Below are 18320 nucleotides of genomic sequence, written 5' to 3'. Positions count from 1 at the left end.
CGATTAAAAAGTAACCTGCGGTTTCACAATGCGGTGAAATCGAAGGATTGGTACTGATCGGAGCCTATGCCGGCAAAACTCAACAGCGCCGGTAACTGTTGGGCGAAGCCCTGGTAACCGTGATCGCCACCGGCCTGGATGCGCAAGGCACAGGCCCGGTAATACTGCTGGGCGAGGCGATAATCCAGTGTTTCATCGCCGGTCTGCAACCACACCTGATAACGCTGGGCGTCCTGGGGCGCCGGCACTTCCAGCTCGGCCAGGGCCGCGACGTGGTCGTGGGTCAGCTCCCAGGTCTCATCGGTGTAGAGGTTCTTCTGGGTGCCCAGGTAACCGTCGAACATCCGATGAGGGCTGACTGCCGGGTTGACCAGCAAGGCGTTGAGGCCATGGCGTTCGGCAAGATGGGTTGCATAGTAGCCGCCGAGTGAGCTGCCTACCAGCAGTGGCCTTCCGAGGTCACGGATAGCCGCCTCCAACTGGGGGATCGCCTGGCGGGGGTGGTGATGCAGGGCCGGCACGCGCAGTTGGTCGGCCAGACCGAGGCTGTCCATCACGGTGATCAACTGGCTGGCCTTGTTGGAGGCTGGTGCGCTGTTGAAACCGTGGATATACAAGATCGATGCGGACATTCCGGGTCCTCTGTGGGTCTGCCAAAGAGGCGCAGTTTACAGGGAAATCTCAGTAGCCGTTGCTACCGTAATCCACCTGAAACGCGAAGCCCTGCACCCGCTCCACACCGGTTTCCAACCGCCCGTCGGCATGCAACCGCAGCCAGCGATACCCGGGTGCCTGCTCACTCACGCTGAAATCCTCACTCCCGGGAGCGAACTGAATACAGGTAGAAGGCGAAGCCAACAAACGCACCCCATTGCGCTCCCGGTCAATTTCCTGATGCACATGCCCCCAAAGCACCGCCCGCACCTGCGGAAACCGATCCAGCACCGCAAACAACGCCTCAGGATTGCGCAAACCGATGGGCTCCATCCAAGCGCACCCAATCGACACCGGATGATGGTGAAAACACACCAGATGATGCCGAGCCGGCGCCTCACTCAACGACTGCGCCAGCAATTGCAGCTGCTGATCCTGCAAATACCCCGGCACCGAACCCGGCACCGCCGAGTCCAGCAGGGTAATGCGCCAGTTGCCCACATCCACCACCGGTTCCAGCAACGCGCTATTGACCGCCGCCTGCTGCATCACCTGCGGCTCATCGTGATTCCCCGGGATCCAGCGCGCCGGCGCCTGAATCTGCCGCGTCATGTCACGAAACGCCTGATACGACTCCAGCGTACCGTCCTGGGACAAATCCCCGGTGGCCAGCACCAGATCAATCTGCGGCTGCTGCACCAGCACCGTGTCGATCACCCGTTGCAGGCTCTCGCGGGTATTCATGCCCAGCAGGCCGCCGTCCGCCTCGGCAAACAGGTGACTGTCGGACAACTGCACCAGCAACGCCGAAGCGTCAGGGTTCAAGGCGGATACGCTCGGCAAGGCGTTCTCCCAGGGCGTGATCACAGGAATGGACATTTGAGGCGATTATGCTGGGGCAGGACACAAAGAGGGAACCCGTGAAGCGGACGCAGTTCACATCTATCGAACGACTTCGAACTCGTGGCCCAGGGCCAGGCAGTGACTCAACCATTCACCGAGGAACACATTGAGCTGTGCTTTCTCATCGGGTTGGTGCATGAACACGTTGGGGTAAGGATAGATGCTGCGAAAGCGTCGTGCATGTTCGGCGCTGATCACTTCGGCCATGCGTGCGTCGTGGTACACCTGCACTTCCAACTGCGGCACCGGCAGCCACGGCAGGCTGTGCTCCTGACGCACCCGCAACGTGGTGGTGTACGGGCAGTTCACGATCACTTCCAGGGTCAGCACGCCGAGCATCTGGTCGCCGTGGGTCACGGCAATGCGCCGCGCCTCGGGGGTGTGGCGCATGTCCGGCAGCAGCCGCATCAGCCGTGCATAGTTGGCCTCGCAGGCTGCTTGCAGCCCGATCAGGTCAACCCGATATCGCTCCCGTGCCTTTACTGCCATAACCCCCTCACTTCCGCGCGATTAAGCGCAAGCCATTGCAGGGCAATAATGCTCGCTGCGTTGGAAATTTTACCGTCACGTACCGCCTGCAGGGCGTCTTCAAAGGCCCAGACAGTGACGCGGATATCTTCGGCTTCCTCTTCCAGTCCATGGACGCCACCGGCCCCGGCGCTTTCGCAACGGCCCAGGAACAAATGGACAAATTCGGTGCTGCCACCCGGCGACGGAAAGTACTTGGTGATCGGCCAGAGTGCGGAGAATGTAAGGCCAGCTTCCTCCTCGGCTTCGCGGTGTGCAACCTCCTCCGGTTGCTCATCCTTGTCGATCAGGCCAGCGACCATTTCGATCAGCCACGGGTTGTCGGTACGCCCCATGGCGCCGACGCGAAACTGCTCGATCAGCACCACTTCATCGCGCTGCGGGTCATAGGGCAGTACACACACGGCGTCATGACGCACAAAGACTTCGCGATTGAGTTCACGGCTCATGCCGCCATCAAACTTCTCGTGCCGCAGTTTCAGCCGATCCAGTTTGTAGAAGCCCTTGTAGGCATTGTCGCGCTGAACAATCTCGACCTTGCTCGGCGTCGATTTCGCTGTGTCCGTCATATCAACCCTCGTTTATTGCCTTGCGGTATCGAGGCGGCCTCGACATCGCGCCATCCTAACGCGCTCGTGCCCCTTGATGCAGCCCCTTTCCGGTTGCCGGGATAGACGGCGGGCGTCAAACTCACTCTAATCAGCTTAGTGGCGAACTGACTGCCTTGTCGGGAGTCGAAGCTCCACATTTTCACCTTTCCTCGATTTATGAAGGACACACATGTCGCTTTTAAAAATCGCCTCCGTGGCCTGTATCGCCTTGACCCTGGGTGCTTGCCAGAGCCTGTTCCAACCGGCCTATCTGAAGCCGCTGGACACCACCGCCGACGCCTCCGAGCAGATCAAACCCGGCTGCAGCAGTCCGGATTGCCCGCTGGTAAATATCGACACCGTGCACTTCCCGTCCGAGCCGCAGTTGGACCAGATCATCGAACAGCGCCTGCTGCAGATGGCCCGCACTTCACCTGGCCAGGCCATGCCCGCCACCCTGAACGCCTACCGCGACAAGTTCTTGCGTGAGTCCCCGGACCGCAACAGCATGTACTTGCAGGCCAAGGTACGTGAGCAGCATGACGGACTGGTGATCATCGAAGTGTCCAGCTACCTGGACACCGGCACCGCCCACGGCGAGCCGGGCCGCGGCTTCATCAACTATTCACGCCTGCTGCACAAAGAGCTGAGCCTGACCGACATGCTGTTGCCGGGCCAGGAAGATGCATTCTGGAAGACCGCGAAAGTCGCCCACAACAACTGGCTGATCAACTCGCAGATGGACCGTGACCCGGAGTTCGTGAAGAACTGGCCGTTCCAGAAAACCCCGAATGTGGCGCTGACCAGCAATGGAGTGGTGCTCAAGTACAACGTGACCACCATCGCGCCGTACGCATTGGGGCTGATCGAAATGACCATCCCCTATGCGCGCCTCACCGGCGTGATCAAGCCTGAGCTGGTGCCCGCACGCCACTGAAGGCCCGGCCCAGGATGAAGTGCAACAGCCCTGCCAGCACCAGCGCCGGCAGGGTCGCGCCGACATCCGGGTACAGATTCGCCAACAGGTGATAGGTGCTGATCCCTCCAAGCCACGCCAGCAGTGCCGGCCAGCGCAGGTTGGCGGCAACACCATGGCCACGACGGCGCAGGATGAAGTGATCCACCAGCACCACGCCGAACAGCGGCGCGAACACCGAGCCGATCAGCAGCAGGAAGTTCTGGTACTGCGCCAACGGTGCAAAGCAGGCGATCAGCGTGCAGATAACGCCAATGGCCAATGCCAGGTGCTCGACTTTCAAGCGCAACAGAATCCCGCTGGACACCGCCGCCGAGTGAATATCGGCGAACGCGTTTTCTGATTCATCCAACAGGATCAGCAGCAGCGGAATCCCCAGGCCGGCTCCGGCCAATGCCAGCAGCAACGCATTCACTTCACCGCTCGGCGCAAACGCCAGGGTGTAGGCCACGCCAAGGCTCATCAGCCAGAAGTTGCCGATGAAGAAACCCAGTGCCGTGCCGCCGAACACGTTTTTCGCGCGTTTGCCGAAACGTGAGTAGTCGGCAATCAGTGGCAGCCAGGACAGCGGCATGGCAATCGCGATATCGAAGCCAACGGCAAACGGCATCGAACCGTCACCAGCCTGGGCCCAGAGAGTGGCCAGGTCGGCCTTGGCAAACAGGTTCCAGGTCAGCCACAGGCAGGCGGCCAGCAGCAGCCAGATGCCCCACTTGCGCAGGATCTGCCGCACGAAGGTCAGCGGACCGCTGACGGCAAGCAAGGTCGCGAGGGCGCCGAATACCAGGGTCCAGAACAATGGGCTGGTCAGCAGGCTGCCTTCACTGAACGCGCGGGCGCCCAACAGGCTGGCGGCGTCGCGCATCACGATGATTTCGAATGAGCCCCAGCCGATCAGCTGCAGCAGGTTCAGCAGCGCCGGCAGGCTTGCACCCTTGGTGCCGAGGCTGAGTTTCAGGGCGGCCATGGATGACAGGCCGGTATCGCTGCCGATCACGCCGACGGCGGCCAGCAACAGCACGCCGACCAAAGTGCCGAGGAAAATTGCCAGCAAGGAACCGGAGAGGCCCAGGCCCGGCGCCAACAGTGCACCGGTTTGCAGGACCATCAGGCCGATGCCCAGGGAGAACCACAGGGAAAAGAGATCGCGGGCGCCGAAGACGCGTTTGTCCAAGGGGACTGCGATGTCTGGGGAATAGGTGCTGGGTTGAATGCTCAAGGGTGTTATCTCAGAGGGACACTATTATTTGAATCAGCAAAGTCCCCTGTGGCGAGGGAGCTTGCTCCCGCTGGGCGGCGAAGCCGCCCCAAAACCTGCAACCGATGAGTGTCAGTCAAGACACCGATCCAGATTCCGGGAGCGCTGCGCACTCCAGCGGGAGCAAGCTCCCTCGCCACAGGTTCTGATTCAGACCTTTTTGTACAGCTGGCTACCTTCCTGCTTGAACCGCTCCGCCTGCTCCGCCAGTCCCTTGGCCACGTCCACATCCACCGCTTCAATGCGCTGGTTGGCCGCGTACTCACGCACTTCCTGGGTGATCTTCATCGAGCAGAATTTCGGCCCGCACATCGAGCAGAAATGCGCGACCTTGGCCGAGTCCTTCGGCAAGGTTTCATCGTGGTAAGAACGCGCCGTGTCCGGGTCCAGGCCCAGGTTGAACTGGTCCTCCCAACGGAATTCAAAGCGCGCCTTGCTCAACGCGTTGTCACGAATCTGCGCCCCCGGATGCCCCTTGGCCAAGTCCGCCGCATGGGCCGCGATCTTGTAGGTGATGATCCCGGTCTTCACATCGTCCTTGTTCGGCAGGCCCAAATGCTCCTTCGGCGTGACGTAGCAGAGCATCGCGCAACCGAACCAGCCGATCATCGCCGCCCCGATGCCCGAGGTGATGTGGTCATAACCCGGGGCGATGTCGGTGGTCAGCGGACCGAGGGTGTAGAACGGCGCTTCGTCGCAGCACTCCAGCTGCTTGTCCATGTTCTCCTTGATCAACTGCATCGGCACGTGGCCCGGGCCTTCGATCATGGTTTGCACGTCGTGCTTCCAGGCAATCTTGGTCAACTCGCCGAGGGTTTCCAGCTCGCCGAATTGCGCGGCGTCGTTGGCGTCGGCAATCGAGCCCGGGCGCAGGCCGTCTCCCAGGGAGAAGCTGACGTCGTAGGCCTTCATGATTTCGCAGATTTCGTCGAAATGGGTGTAGGTGAAGTTCTCTTTGTGGTGCGCCAGGCACCACTTGGCCATGATCGAACCACCACGGGACACGATGCCGGTGACGCGCTTGGCGGTCAGCGGTACATAGCGCAGCAATACGCCGGCGTGGATGGTGAAGTAGTCGACGCCCTGCTCGGCCTGTTCGATCAGGGTGTCGCGGAACAGCTCCCAGGTCAGGTCTTCAGCGGCGCCGCCGACTTTTTCCAGGGCCTGGTAGATCGGCACGGTACCGATCGGCACCGGCGAGTTGCGGATGATCCACTCGCGGGTTTCATGGATGTGCTTGCCGGTGGACAGGTCCATCACCGTGTCCGACCCCCAGCGAATGCCCCACGTCAGTTTCGCCACTTCTTCTTCGATGGACGAACCCAGGGCGCTGTTGCCGATGTTGCCGTTGATCTTCACCAGGAAGTTACGGCCGATGATCATCGGTTCCAGTTCGGTGTGGTTGATGTTGGCCGGGATGATCGCGCGGCCACGGGCGATTTCTTCGCGGACAAATTCCGGGGTGATGATTTTCGGCACGCTGGCGCCGAAGCTGTGGCCGGCGTGTTGCTGGTCCAGCAGACCGGCGGCGCGGGCCTCTTCCAGCTTCATGTTTTCGCGGATGGCGACGTATTCCATCTCGGCGGTGATGATGCCTTTGCGGGCGTAGTGCATTTGCGTGACGTTGGCCCCGGCCTTGGCACGGCGCGGGTTTTTCACGTGGGCAAAACGCAGCGCGGTCAGCTCGGCATCGCTCAGGCGCTGTTGGCCGAAGTGCGAGCTCAAGCCCGACAGGCGCTCAGTGTCGCCGCGGGATTCGATCCACGGCGAGCGCACATCGCCCAGGCCTTTGCGCACGTCGATGATCACGTTCGGGTCGGTGTAGGGGCCTGAGGTGTCGTAGACCACTACGGGCGCATTGATTTCGCCGCCGAAGTCGGTGGGGGTCACGTCGAGACTGACTTCGCGCATCGGCACGCGGATATCCGGACGGGTGCCCTGGACGTAGATTTTTTGCGAGCGGGTAAACGGCTGCACGGAACCGGAGTCGACCTTGGCCGATTCACTCAAGTGCACGGTGTTTTTTGATTTTTGGCTTTTTAATTCGATGCTCATCACGGGCTCTCCAACTATCCAGGCGGTGGATTTTTGTCGGAGTGAACCTGTGACGGATGGACGCACTGTGACAGTGCTGTGCTTGGCGCACGGGCTGTTCGATTGTCGAACAACATCCCGGACGAAGCACAAGAGGACTCGCCGGGTGACGAGAAATCTTGTTCCCTACGCAGGCGCTAACCTGATCAGGTTCAACGGGATCCGGTATTTACCGATCTCAGCCTTCCAACAAGGCACCCCGACAAGAACGCGGCCAGTCTAGACCATGGAGCAGGCAAATTGCCAACGGCGGTGCATTCATCGTGATGAATGGCGTAATTACAGGATTGTTGTGCCGTGATAGCGCCACTACACTCGGTGACTGCCTGAGGTCTTGACGCCAGGAATGGGCCGCCTTAGCCTTGGGCTCCAAATTATCGCTGTAATATTTATTCTAGGGATCGCCTCATGCTGCGCAAACTTTCACTGGCTCTTGCCGTGTCTTGTGCGACCAACGGACTGGTCTGGGCAGCTGAAGCGCCCCTGACGACCAAAACCGACCTGGTCAGCGTCTACCAGGAAGCGGTGGACAACAACGCCGACCTGGCCGCCGCCCGCGCCCAATACGGCGCGCAGAAAGAAGTGGTGCCCCAGGCCCGCGCCGGGTTGCTGCCGAACCTGTCGGCCGGTGCCGACATCAACAATGTGCGCACCCAGCTGGACCAGCCCGCCGCCACGGTCAACCGCGACGCCCATTCCTGGCGCGCGACCTTGAGCCAGCCGCTGTTCCGCGCTGATCGCTGGTTCCAGCTGCAAGCCGCTGAAGCCGTCAACGAGCAGGCCGCGCTGCAACTCTCGGCCACCGAACAGAACCTGATCCTGCAAAGCGCCGAAAACTACTTCGCCGTGCTGCGGGCCCAGGACAACCTGGCGTCCACCAAGGCCGAAGAAGCCGCGTTCAAGCGCCAGCTGGACCAGTCCAACGAACGCTTTGACGTCGGCCTGTCGGACAAGACCGACGTGCTGCAATCCCAGGCCAGCTACGACACCGCACGGGCCAACCGCATCCTGGCCCAGCGTCAGGTGGACGACGCCTTCGAAGCGCTGATCACCCTGACCAACCGCCAGTACAACTCGATCCAGGGCATCGTGCACACGCTGCCGGTGCTGCCGCCGGCGCCGAACGACGCCAAGGCCTGGGTCGAAACCGCCGGCCGCCAGAACCTGAACCTGCTGGCCAGCAACTATGCCGTCACCGCCGCCGAAGAAACCCTCAAGCAACGCAAGGCCGGCCACGCGCCGACGCTGGATGCCGTGGCGCAATATGAAAAAGGTGACAACGACGCCCTGGGCTTCAGCAACCCGAGCGCCTTTGGCCAGCCGTATCACGGTGACGTTTCGCAACGCACCGTAGGCTTGCAGTTGAGCATCCCGCTGTACAGCGGCGGCCTGACCAGCTCGCAAGTGCGCGAATCCTATTCCCGCCTGGGCCAGACCGAGCAGCAACGCGAGGGCCTGCGTCGCCAGGTGGTGGAAAACACCCGCAACCTGCACCGCGCGGTGAACACCGATGTGGAGCAGGTACAGGCGCGCCGCCAGTCGATCATCTCCAACCAGAGCGCGGTGGAAGCCACGGAAATCGGTTACCAGGTGGGCACGCGCAATATCGTCGATGTGCTGGACGCCCAGCGCCAGCTGTACACCTCGGTGCGCAACTACAACAACAGCCGCTACGACTACATCCTCGACAACCTGCGCTTGAAGCAGGCGGCGGGCACGTTGAACCCGGGGGACTTGCAGGATCTGGCGCGTTACCTGAAGGCCGACTACAACCCGGACAAGGACTTCCTGCCGCCGGACCTGGCCAAGGCCGCCGCGGCGCAGCTGAAGGCTAACCCGGGTTACTAAGACCGCCAGTTAACCCAATGTGGGAGCGGGCTTGCTCGCGAAAGCGGTGTATCAGTCGACTTATTCGCTGACTGACACTGCGCATTCGCGAGCAAACCCGCTCCCACATTTGATTTGTGTTGTTAGACGTTAAGCAGTCTGCCCAACCCGTCCAGCAAACGCTTCAACGCCCCCTGATTGGCGCGCATCACCGCCAGCCCCGCCTGCCCCATCTTCTGCGCATCCTGCGGCAGCTCGAACAAACGCTGCACCGCCACCGCCAAACCCTCGGCATCGTCCACTTCCTGCAACGCGCCGGCGTCGCGCATCATTGCGCTGATTTCCAGGAAGTTGAACACGTGGGGCCCGCAGATCACCGGCTTGGCCAAGGCCGCCGGCTCCAACGGGTTATGCCCGCCCGTGGCAACCAGGCTGCCGCCGACAAAAGCGCTGTCGGCCAGGGCATACAGAAACAGCAACTCGCCCATGGTGTCGCCCAGCAACACCGAGGTTTGCGCCGTCACCGCCTCGCCGCTGGAGCGACGCACCGTGGCGAAACCCTGCTGCTGGCACAGCTCGAACATCGGGTTGAAGCGCTCCTGATGGCGCGGCACCAGGATCAGCAACGCATTGGGATAACTGGCAAGCAACTGGCGATGGGCGGCGAGCACCACTTCGTCTTCGCCTTCGTGGGTGCTGGCGGCGATCCACACCGGGCGTTCACTGGCGTGCCACTGTTCACGCAACGCGGCGGCGCGCGCCAGCAGTTGCGGGTCGATGGTCAGGTCGAACTTGATCGAGCCGGTGACTTCGACAGTCTCGGGCCGTGCACCCAGGCTGCGAAAACGCTCGGCCTCGGTTTCGGTCTGGACGGCGAACAGGCTCATTTCCGCCAGCATCGGCGCGGTCAGCCTGGCGAAACGCCCGTAGCCCTTGGCCGAGCGAGCCGACAGCCGCGCGTTGGCCAATGCCACGGGAATCCCGCGTTTGGCGCACTGGTGAATATGGTTGGGCCACAGTTCGGTCTCCATGATCACCGCCAGTTTCGGCTGCACGCGATCGAGAAAACGCTTGGCCGCACAGGGCAAATCGTACGGCAGGTAGCAGTGCTGGATGCGCGGCTCGTTGGCGAACAACGCCTGGATGCGCTCGGAACCGGTGGGCGTCATGCAGGTGACGGTGATCGGCAGCTGTGGATAACGTTCCAGCAGCCCGCGAATCATCGGCGCAGCGGCGATGCTTTCGCCCACCGACACCGCATGCACCCAGATCCCGCCGGGTTGCATCACCGGCAAGCCCCAGGAGAAGCGTTCACCCACGCGCTTCGCGTAAGCAGGCGCTTTGCGGGCCCGCAGCCACAGACGTAAAGCTACCAACGGCAGCGCCAGGTAAAACAGACAGCTGTAGAGAGTTCTATTCATGGCGGCGGAGTTTATCGGCTTTTTCAGTCGATCGCCTGCAAGCACTCGGCAAAACGTTCGGCGAGGAAACGCGCGGCCGGGCCGAGGGGCTCGTCGCGGCGCCAGACCAGCTCCACCACCAGCGCCGGCGGGGTCCATTCGCTGTTCAGTTCGACCATCTGGTTCTGATAGGCCGGATACTGCACCACATGCCGCGGCAACCAGGCCCAACCCAGGCCGCGCGCCAGCCATTCGGCCAGCACGTAGAAACTGTCAGCCCGCCACACTTGCGGGCTGGCGGCCTCGCTGCCGGGATACACGCTGGTCTGGGTCGCCATCAGCAATTGGCGAAACTGCGCCAGGCGCTGGCAATCCACGAACTGTTCCTTGGCCATGGGATGCCCGATACCGCACACGGTCACCATCTCCACACTGCCCAGCACGCGGCGCTCCAACGCTTCGGGAATCTGATCGTGATAGAACAGCAGGCCCAGATCCGCCTTGCGCTCCACCAGCTTGCGCGCGACATCGCCTTGGGCGGCGCTGGACAACTGCACTTCCAGGCTGGGAAATTTTCCCGCCAGCGCTTCGAGGCTATCGAGCACCGGCTGATAGAGCATGGCTTCATCCTGGGCCAGGCGCAGGCGCGCCTCTTCACCGCGCATCAATGACAAGGCACGGCCATTCAGGCGCTCGCACTGGCGCAAGACTTCCCGCGCCTCCTCGAGCAGTGCCGTGCCCGCCTCGGTCAAACGGGGCTGGCGGCCGCTGCTGCGGTCAAACAGGGATACGCCCAGGTCCGCCTCCAACAGGGCAATCCCATTGCTGACCGCCGATTGCGCCCGACGCTGGTCCCGCGCCACCGCCGAAAATGAACGCTGCTCAGCGACACTGACAAACAGGCGCATCTGTTCAAGGCTCCACTGCACGCTCATGGCTCAACCCATCTTCAATTCGGATAGGTAATGACTTTACCGCATCTGACAAGTCTCTAAAATGCCAACCTTATCAAGCGACCCTGTACCGAGGATTTACCCCATGAACGCCGCCTACTATTACCTGGCCATTGCCATCTGCTCGGAAGTGATCGCCACCGTTTCCATGAAAGCGATCAAGGGTTTCAGCACGCCAATCCCGTTGTTGCTGGTGATCGTCGGCTACGGCGTGGCCTTCTGGATGCTCACGCTGGTGGTGCGCACCGTGCCGGTGGGTGTCGCGTATGCAGTGTGGGCCGGGATGGGCATCGTGATGGTCAGCATCGCCGCGCTGTTTATCTACGGGCAGAAACTGGATATCCCGGCGATGCTGGGCATGGGCCTGATTGTGCTGGGCGTGGTGGTGATTCAGTTGTTCTCGAAAACGGCCGGGCACTGAGCGTTCACGTGAGATTCAATTGAGGCTGAAACTCGCAGCCTCGTTCCACTCGACAGCTCCTGCGGTGCGTCTGTCATCAGGGAGCGTTGGGGCGAAGATTCACTTCATGAGCCTGTATACTGCGCAGCCTGTCTTGAACACTGAGGTCGCTGCATGCCATCCGTTATTTCCACCGACGTTCTGATTGTCGGCGCCGGGGTTGCCGGCCTCTGGCTCAATGCGCGCCTGCGCCGCCAGGGCTTTTCCACGGTATTGGTGGAAAGCGCCACCCTCGGTGGCGGGCAAAGCGTGAAGTCCCAGGGGATCATCCACGGCGGCGCCAAATATGCACTGCACGGCGCCCTGACCGGTGCCTCCGAAGCCATCGCCGACATGCCCCGCCGCTGGCGCGAAGCCCTGGCGGGCAACGGTGAACTGGATCTCTCCGGTGTGCGCCTGCTGTCCGAAGCCCACTATTTGTGGTCGCCGGGCACCATCGCCGGCAACCTCACCAGTTTCTTCGCGAGCAAGGCCGTGCGTGGCCGCGTGGATCAAGTGAAGGGCGATGACCTGCCACCGGCCCTGCAAGATCGCCGCTTCAAGGGCAAGGTCTATCGCCTGGCCGAACTGGTGATCGACGTCCCAAGCCTTATCGAACGCCTGGCCCAACTGGCCGGCGACGGTTTGCTCGCGGGTAAACAGATCGAACCCTTGCTGGAACAAGGCACACTGGTCGGCCTGAAGGTCGATGGCCGTGAGATCCGCGCCCAGCGTATCGTCGTCAGCGCCGGCGGCGGCACCGCTGACCTGCTCGGCGCCCTGGGCCTGAGCCAGCCCGCCATGCAACGCCGACCTCTGCACATGATCATCGCCAAGGGCCCCGGCCTGAAGCCGCTGTACGCCCACTGCCTGGGGGGCGGCACCAAGCCGCGCATCACCGTGACCACGCATCCCGCCGCCGACGGCAATTGGGTGTGGTACCTGGGCGGCGATATCGCCGAAGCCGAAGGTGTGGCCCGTACCCCGGAGCAACAGATCGCCACCGCCCAAAAAGAGCTGGGGCAGTTGCTGCCCTGGATCGACATGAGCCAGACCCAATGGGCCACCTTGCGCGTCGACCGCGCCGAACCATTGCAGTCAGGCCTGACCCGCCCGGACAACGCGTTCCTCGCCGAACAGGATCGCCTGTTGGTGGGCTGGCCGACCAAGCTGGCATTGGCACCGGATTTCGCCGATCGAGTGATCAACGCACTGGAACGTGACGGCATCAAGCCCGGAACTACCGAAAAAATGCCCGAGCTGCCGAAACCCGCTATCGCCCAACCTGCCTGGGAGCAACTGCTGCCATGACCCTGCCGACTCTGCACGACCTCCACCGCCCACTGGGCAGCACCGGCCTGCTGGTCTCGCCGCTGGGCCTGGGCACCGTCAAGCTGGGCCGCGACCAAGGGGTGAAATACCCCAGTGGCTTCCAGATTCCCGATGACGATGCGGCGCGGATGCTGTTACGCCAGGCCCGGCAATTGGGCATCAACCTGATCGACACTGCGCCCGCCTATGGCCGCAGCGAAGAACGCTTGGGCCCGCTGTTGCGCGGCCAGCGCCAGGAATGGGTAATTGTCAGCAAGGTGGGCGAAGAGTTTGCCGAAGGCGTATCCCATCACGACTTCAGCGCAGCCCACACCCGACTTTCGGTGGAGCGCAGCCTGAAACGACTGGAAACGGATTTTATCGACCTGGTGCTGGTGCACTCCGACGGCAACGACCTGCATATCCTCAATGATTGCGAGGTTTACCAGACCCTGGAAGACCTCAAGCGCGAGGGCAAGATCCGTGGTTTCGGCTTCTCCGGCAAAACCGTCGAGGGCGGTGTAAAGGCTCTGGAACAAGGTGATTGCGCCATGGTCACCTACAATTTGAACGAACAGGCCGAGAAAGCCGTCATTGATTATGCCGCCGCACACGGCAAGGGCATCCTGGTGAAAAAGGCACTAGCCAGTGGCCATGTCTGCCTGGAATCCGGAGTGGATCCAATTCACGCCAGTTTCATGCTGTTGTTTGCGCAAACTGGCGTTGCCAGTGCTATTGTCGGGACCATTAATCCGCTGCACCTCGCCCACAACGTGGCGACCGCTGCCAAGGTCATTCGCCAACTCTGATGCCGCCGACGCGGCCGACCCCGACGCAAGAAGGAGCCGACATGCCGCGAACGCTCATAAGAAAGAACCCCAGCAACTTCAAGACACTGCCGCTGCATGTCGAAGCAACCCCCGAAGGCTTGAGCTACCAGAGCGTCGGCATGCCGCTCAACTTCGCCCAGACCCTGCAACGGCGCAAGCCGGTGGAGGTGAAAGACACCGAGCGTTTCGTGCTGGAGCTGGCCAACCTTGGGGTCTCGGTGCGCCTGACGCTGCACTGGCAGAACCGCGATTACTGGGTGCTGGTGCGCCAGCGCCGACAAGACCGTGGCGACGTCGTGCTCAAGCTGATCTCCGGCTATGTGCCGGCCCACGAACTGAACCTGCCACTGCACACCGCCATCCAGGAAATCGCCGAGGAATGCCTGCTGGAAACCCCGGAAGGCTGGCTGGGCGGTCGTTTCAATGACACCTGGCTGCCGGCGCCCTACTCGTCGGCCCTGCACTACCGCGAAGCGTTGCCGTTCCGTCTCTCACCGCTGTCCGGGGCCGCGCGCCCGGTGCGCTGCGCCACCATGCAATTGATTGAACGGCCACGCGCCTACGTGCACCTGCCCACGGCTTCGCTGCAGTTGATTTATGACTTGCGCCTGGAAGTGCCCAAGGAGGCGAAGTCCCTGAGCCTGTTTCATGTGGACGAGCGCCTGGAGGGCGACCAATTGGTGGCCCGCCTGGACCGCCAGCGCCCGGACCTGTACCTGATGCCGCTGAAGGACGGGCAGCCGTGTGCGGAGCTGTATACCTTGAAGAAGGATCAGCTGTATCCGGCGAGTACGCGAGGGTTGTATCTGGCTGAAAGCTTTGCCCAGCAGGAAGGCTGGATCGTGCGGGATGAGCGGATCCGCTGGAAGGACTGGCTGCGCCAGCAAGGGCTGAGTGCACCGGAGAAAGAATCGAAATTGAAGCGCTTGACGGGTAAGGCGCGGCAGATCTTGCGCAAGATCGTGCCGAAGAAAAAAGCCAACCCGTAACCGGACATCAGGTCGCGGCGGTCGAATGTGGGAGCGGGCTTGCTCGCGAATGCGGTGTATCAGTCACTGCATCTGCCAGCTGACCCACCGCTTTCGCGAGCAAGCCCGCTCCCACACGAACCCGCTCCCACCATCAGTTATTGCGGATCTTCTCGACAATCGCCGTGGTCGAGCTGTTTTCCACCAACCCCAGCACTTTGACCTTGCCACCGTAGGCACTGACGATATCGGCACCCACCACCTGGTCGACGGAATAATCACCGCCCTTGACCAGCACGTCCGGCTTGACCTGGGCCAGCAGGTTTTCCGGGGTCGCCTCGGCAAAGCTGATCACCCAGTCCACCGCACCCAAACCTGCCAGCACCGCCATGCGACGGTCGACACTGTTGATCGGCCGGCCTGGCCCCTTGAGGCGGCTGACCGACGCATCATCGTTGACTGCCACGATCAAGCGATCGCCCTGGGCCCGCGCCTGCTCCAGGTAGGTCACGTGACCGGCGTGGAGGATGTCGAAGCAACCGTTGGTGAAGACAATGCTCTCGTTATGGGCACGGGCATCGTCAATCGCCAGCAACAGTTGCTCAAGGCTCAACACGCCGCGCTCCGAGCCTTCGGATCGCTGGATGGCGCGGCGCAGCTCAGGTGCACTGATGGCCGCCGTACCGAGCTTGCCGACCACGATACCTGCTGCCAGGTTGGCCAGGGCCACCGCATGGGGAAGTTCCTCGCCCGCCGCAATTGCCGCGGCCAGGGTGGAAATCACGGTGTCACCGGCACCGGTCACGTCGAACACTTCACGGGCCCGCGCCGGCAGGTGCATGGCCGGGTGATCGGGACGCAGCAAGGTCATGCCGTGTTCGCCACGGGTCACCAGCAAGGCACCCAGGTCGAGGTCGGCCATGAGTTGGGCGCCCTTGGTCACCAGCTCGTGCTCATCGACGCAACCGCCGACGATGGTTTCAAATTCGCTGAGGTTCGGCGTGATCAGGCTGGCGCCCCGATAAATCGAGAAGTCCTTGCCCTTGGGATCTGCCAGCACCGGAATGCCCCGGGCCTTGGCGGCCTGGATCAGTACCTGATGGTTTTTCAAGGCGCCTTTCCCGTAGTCGGACAGCACCAGCACCTTGATGCCTTCGAGCATCTCGTCGACCTGGGCGCTGAGCACCAGGGCGTCGGTGGCGAAGGGTTCTTCAAAATCGATACGCAGCAATTGCTGGTGCCGGCTCATCACCCGCAGCTTGACGATGGTCGGCTGGTGGGGAATGCGCTGGAACAGCGCACGCACACCCGCACCCTTCAGGCTGTTGGCCAGGCTGTCGGCAGCCTCGTCGTCGCCGGTCACACCCACGAGGGATGCCGGGGCGCCGAGGGCGGCAATATTGAGGGCAACGTTGGCAGCGCCACCTGGACGGTCTTCGATTTGCTCGACCTTGACTACCGGTACCGGTGCCTCAGGGGAAATCCGTGAGGTACCGCCATGCCAGTAACGGTCGAGCATGACATCGCCGACCACCAAGACAGGGGCTTGATCGAATCGCGGCATGGACAACTTCATGGAGCAACCCACATACAAAATGAACAGGGGCGCGATATTACCACAGGGTTGTCAAAGGCTTGTGCAATGTAGGAGCCGGCTTGCCGGCGATGCGGCCACCGCGGTTTTTCAGTGCAACCGCGGTGGCCATCGCCGACAAGCCGGCTCCTGCAGATCAGGTGATGTCGGCCGGGATCGGCGCGTCCAGGCCCATGGCATGCAGTCGGGCGTAGTAACCGTTTTGCGCCAGCAATTCGCCGTGGGTACCGCGCTCGACTATCCGGCCATCGTCCATCACCAGGATCAGGTCGGCTTTCTCGATGGTCGACAGGCGGTGAGCGATCACCAGGGTCGTGCGGCCTTGCATGACCTTGTCCAGGGCGGCCTGGATATGGCGCTCCGACTCGGTGTCCAGCGCCGAGGTGGCCTCGTCGAGGATCAGCAATGGCGCATTCTTGAGCAAGGCCCGGGCGATTGCCAGGCGCTGGCGCTGGCCGCCGGACAGCAGCACGCCGTTTTCGCCGACCTGGGTGTCGAAGCCCTTGGGCAACTGGTCGATGAAGTCCTTGGCATAGGCATCGGCCGCTGCCGCCTCGACATCGGCCCGCGGTGCGCCGGCCAGGTCACCGTAGGCGATGTTGTTGGTCACCGTGTCGCTGAACAGGGTCACGTGCTGGGTCACCTGGGCGATGTGCCGACGCAGGTTGAGCAGGCGATAGTCTTCGATTTCCACGCCGTCGAGCAGGATCTCACCGCTCTCATGGTGGTAGAAACGCGGGATCAGGCTGGCCAGTGTCGACTTGCCGCTACCCGAACGCCCCACCAGGGCAACCATCTGCCCGGGCTCTGCGGTAAAAGTGATGTCCTTGAGCACATGACGCTCGGTGCCCGGGTAGGTGAAGTTCAGGTTGCGCACTTCCAGGCGGCCGCTGACCTTGTCGCGCTCGATGGTGCCGCGATCGATTTCCACGTCTTCGTCCAACTGCTCGAAAATACTTTCGGCACCGGCCACGCCTTTCTGGATGGTCGAGCTGACTTCGGACAGCTGGCGGATCGGCTTGGGCAACAGGCCGGCCAACGTGATGTAGGCGACCATGTCACCCGCCGACGCATCACCGCGAAGGTACAGGACCAGGAACATCAACACTGCCATGGCGCTGTAGATCACCAGTTGCAGCGCCGGCGTATAGATCGCGCCGGTGCGGGTCATGCGCAGTTGCTTGTTGGTGTTGCTCAGGCTCGCCTTGAGGAAGCGCTTCTGCTCATACACCTCCCCGCCGAAGCTGCGCACCACGCGGTAGCCCTGGATGGTTTCCGAGGCAACGTGGGTCACATCGCCCATCGCAACCTGGATCTTCTTGCTCTGCTTGCGGAATTTCTTGCTTGCGGTGCTGACCATCACGGCAATCAACGGCAGGATGGCGATCATCACCAGGGTCAGCCGCCAGTTCATGAACAGCAGCGAGGCGAACAGGAAGATCACCGTCATGCCTTCGCGAATCACCACCTTGATGGCATCGGTCGCAGCACCGGTGACCATGGTCACGTTGAAGGTGATGCGGGAGATCAGGTGCCCGGAGTTGTGATTGTCGAAATAGCGGTTCGGCAGGGTCAGCAGGTTGTTGAACAACTGCACCCGCAGGTCGTGGACCAGGCCCAGGGAAACCTTGGCCAGCAGGTAGTTGCCCAGGAACGAACCGAGGCCCTGCCACGCGGCGATCAGGATGATCAGCAACGGCACGGCCTGCAGCAGTTGCAGGTCACGCAGGAAAGGCACCGTGGGGAACAACACCGCTTCAGGGTTGGACAGGCCATCGACAAAGTACTTGAGGATGTAGCCCAGCATCGGCTGGGTCGAAGCGAAAATCAGAAAGCCGACGATACTCAGCGCGAACAAGCCGGCATAGGGCTTAACGTAGCTGAGCAGGCGGAAGTATATTTTCAAGCTCGAAGGGCTTGCGCTCGGACTGGAGTCGGTCATATCACGCGGCGGTTTTGAAAAAGGAGGCTGACTTTAGCACAGCTTCTCTGTTG

16 protein-coding genes and 1 riboswitch are annotated in these 18320 nt (G+C 62.0%); of the genes, 6 read left to right on the top strand and 10 right to left on the bottom strand.

Annotated elements, in window-relative coordinates; all coding sequences use genetic code 11:
* Positions 1-23: 23 nt before the first annotated feature.
* The 4 genes from HX817_RS01905 to HX817_RS01890 form a co-directional block, all read right to left on the bottom strand.
* Complete coding sequence (locus tag HX817_RS01905; protein ID WP_003209516.1) at positions 24-632, bottom strand: YqiA/YcfP family alpha/beta fold hydrolase; 609 nt, start codon at positions 630-632, stop codon at positions 24-26.
* A 49-nt stretch (positions 633-681) separates the two neighbouring features.
* A complete protein-coding gene (gene cpdA / locus HX817_RS01900) occupies positions 682-1497 on the bottom strand; it encodes a 3',5'-cyclic-AMP phosphodiesterase (protein WP_102370213.1) in 816 nt (271 codons plus the stop codon).
* A gap of 99 nt (positions 1498-1596) precedes the next feature.
* Positions 1597-2046, bottom strand: a complete 450-nt coding sequence (locus HX817_RS01895; protein WP_003209507.1) for a DUF1249 domain-containing protein — start codon at positions 2044-2046, stop codon at positions 1597-1599.
* Positions 2037-2654: an NUDIX domain-containing protein gene (locus HX817_RS01890; RefSeq protein WP_003209505.1), complete on the bottom strand. Its 618-nt coding sequence runs from the start codon at positions 2652-2654 to the stop codon at positions 2037-2039. The genes HX817_RS01895 and HX817_RS01890 overlap by 10 nt, the downstream gene beginning before the upstream one ends.
* A 211-nt stretch (positions 2655-2865) precedes the next feature.
* On the opposite strand from HX817_RS01890, the gene HX817_RS01885 reads away from it, so the two are divergent.
* Positions 2866-3612 carry an RsiV family protein gene (locus HX817_RS01885; RefSeq protein ID WP_087692488.1) on the top strand — a complete coding sequence of 249 codons (747 nt, stop codon included), beginning with the start codon at positions 2866-2868 and terminating at the stop codon, positions 3610-3612.
* Here the strand turns inward: HX817_RS01885 and cytX are convergent.
* Positions 3581-4870, bottom strand: coding sequence for a putative hydroxymethylpyrimidine transporter CytX (gene cytX, locus HX817_RS01880; RefSeq protein WP_177008312.1), 1290 nt, complete (start codon positions 4868-4870; stop codon positions 3581-3583). The two genes, HX817_RS01885 and cytX, sit on opposite strands and share 32 nt — an antisense overlap.
* 189 nt (positions 4871-5059) lie before the next feature.
* A complete protein-coding gene (thiC, locus tag HX817_RS01875) occupies positions 5060-6964 on the bottom strand; it encodes a phosphomethylpyrimidine synthase ThiC (protein ID WP_008439122.1) in 1905 nt (634 codons plus the stop codon).
* Between the two features lie 145 nt (positions 6965-7109).
* Positions 7110-7215: riboswitch (TPP riboswitch) on the bottom strand.
* 196 nt (positions 7216-7411) lie between these two features.
* Between thiC and HX817_RS01870 the strand changes: the two genes are divergently transcribed.
* The gene (locus HX817_RS01870; protein WP_102604279.1) at positions 7412-8851 is read left to right on the top strand and encodes a TolC family outer membrane protein; all 1440 of its coding nucleotides are present in this window, start codon (positions 7412-7414) and stop codon (positions 8849-8851) included.
* Between the two features lie 122 nt (positions 8852-8973).
* On the opposite strand, the gene waaA is transcribed toward HX817_RS01870, so the two are convergent.
* Positions 8974-10251 carry a lipid IV(A) 3-deoxy-D-manno-octulosonic acid transferase gene (waaA, locus tag HX817_RS01865; RefSeq protein WP_177039703.1) on the bottom strand — a complete coding sequence of 426 codons (1278 nt, stop codon included), beginning with the start codon at positions 10249-10251 and terminating at the stop codon, positions 8974-8976.
* A gap of 23 nt (positions 10252-10274) precedes the next feature.
* A complete protein-coding gene (locus HX817_RS01860) occupies positions 10275-11165 on the bottom strand; it encodes a LysR family transcriptional regulator (protein ID WP_008439125.1) in 891 nt (296 codons plus the stop codon).
* A 103-nt stretch (positions 11166-11268) separates the two neighbouring features.
* On the opposite strand from HX817_RS01860, the gene HX817_RS01855 reads away from it, so the two are divergent.
* The 4 genes from HX817_RS01855 to HX817_RS01840 all read left to right on the top strand — a co-directional run bounded on the left by HX817_RS01855 (position 11269) and on the right by HX817_RS01840 (position 14752).
* Positions 11269-11604, top strand: a complete 336-nt coding sequence (locus HX817_RS01855) for a multidrug efflux SMR transporter (protein WP_003209492.1) — start codon at positions 11269-11271, stop codon at positions 11602-11604.
* 153 nt (positions 11605-11757) lie between these two features.
* Complete coding sequence (locus tag HX817_RS01850) at positions 11758-12933, top strand: FAD-binding oxidoreductase (protein WP_177039702.1); 1176 nt, start codon at positions 11758-11760, stop codon at positions 12931-12933.
* The gene (locus HX817_RS01845) at positions 12930-13742 is read left to right on the top strand and encodes an aldo/keto reductase (RefSeq protein ID WP_003209490.1); all 813 of its coding nucleotides are present in this window, start codon (positions 12930-12932) and stop codon (positions 13740-13742) included. The genes HX817_RS01850 and HX817_RS01845 overlap by 4 nt, the downstream gene beginning before the upstream one ends.
* 41 nt (positions 13743-13783) lie before the next feature.
* Positions 13784-14752, top strand: coding sequence for a hypothetical protein (locus tag HX817_RS01840; protein WP_003209488.1), 969 nt, complete (start codon positions 13784-13786; stop codon positions 14750-14752).
* 133 nt (positions 14753-14885) lie between these two features.
* On the opposite strand, the gene hldE is transcribed toward HX817_RS01840, so the two are convergent.
* Positions 14886-16307 carry a bifunctional D-glycero-beta-D-manno-heptose-7-phosphate kinase/D-glycero-beta-D-manno-heptose 1-phosphate adenylyltransferase HldE gene (gene hldE, locus HX817_RS01835; RefSeq protein ID WP_003209486.1) on the bottom strand — a complete coding sequence of 474 codons (1422 nt, stop codon included), beginning with the start codon at positions 16305-16307 and terminating at the stop codon, positions 14886-14888.
* Positions 16308-16461: 154 nt separating this feature from the next.
* Positions 16462-18267 (bottom strand): lipid A export permease/ATP-binding protein MsbA, encoded by a 1806-nt coding sequence (msbA, locus tag HX817_RS01830; RefSeq protein WP_003209481.1) that lies wholly within the window; start codon positions 18265-18267, stop codon positions 16462-16464.
* Between the last annotated feature and the right edge of the window lie 53 nt (positions 18268-18320).

The organism is Pseudomonas sp. C6002 (assembly GCF_013385805.1).
Lineage (GTDB): Bacteria > Pseudomonadota > Gammaproteobacteria > Pseudomonadales > Pseudomonadaceae > Aquipseudomonas.
Note: the sequence above shows the minus strand (reverse complement) of the source record. Positions and strands in the feature narration are given on the sequence as shown.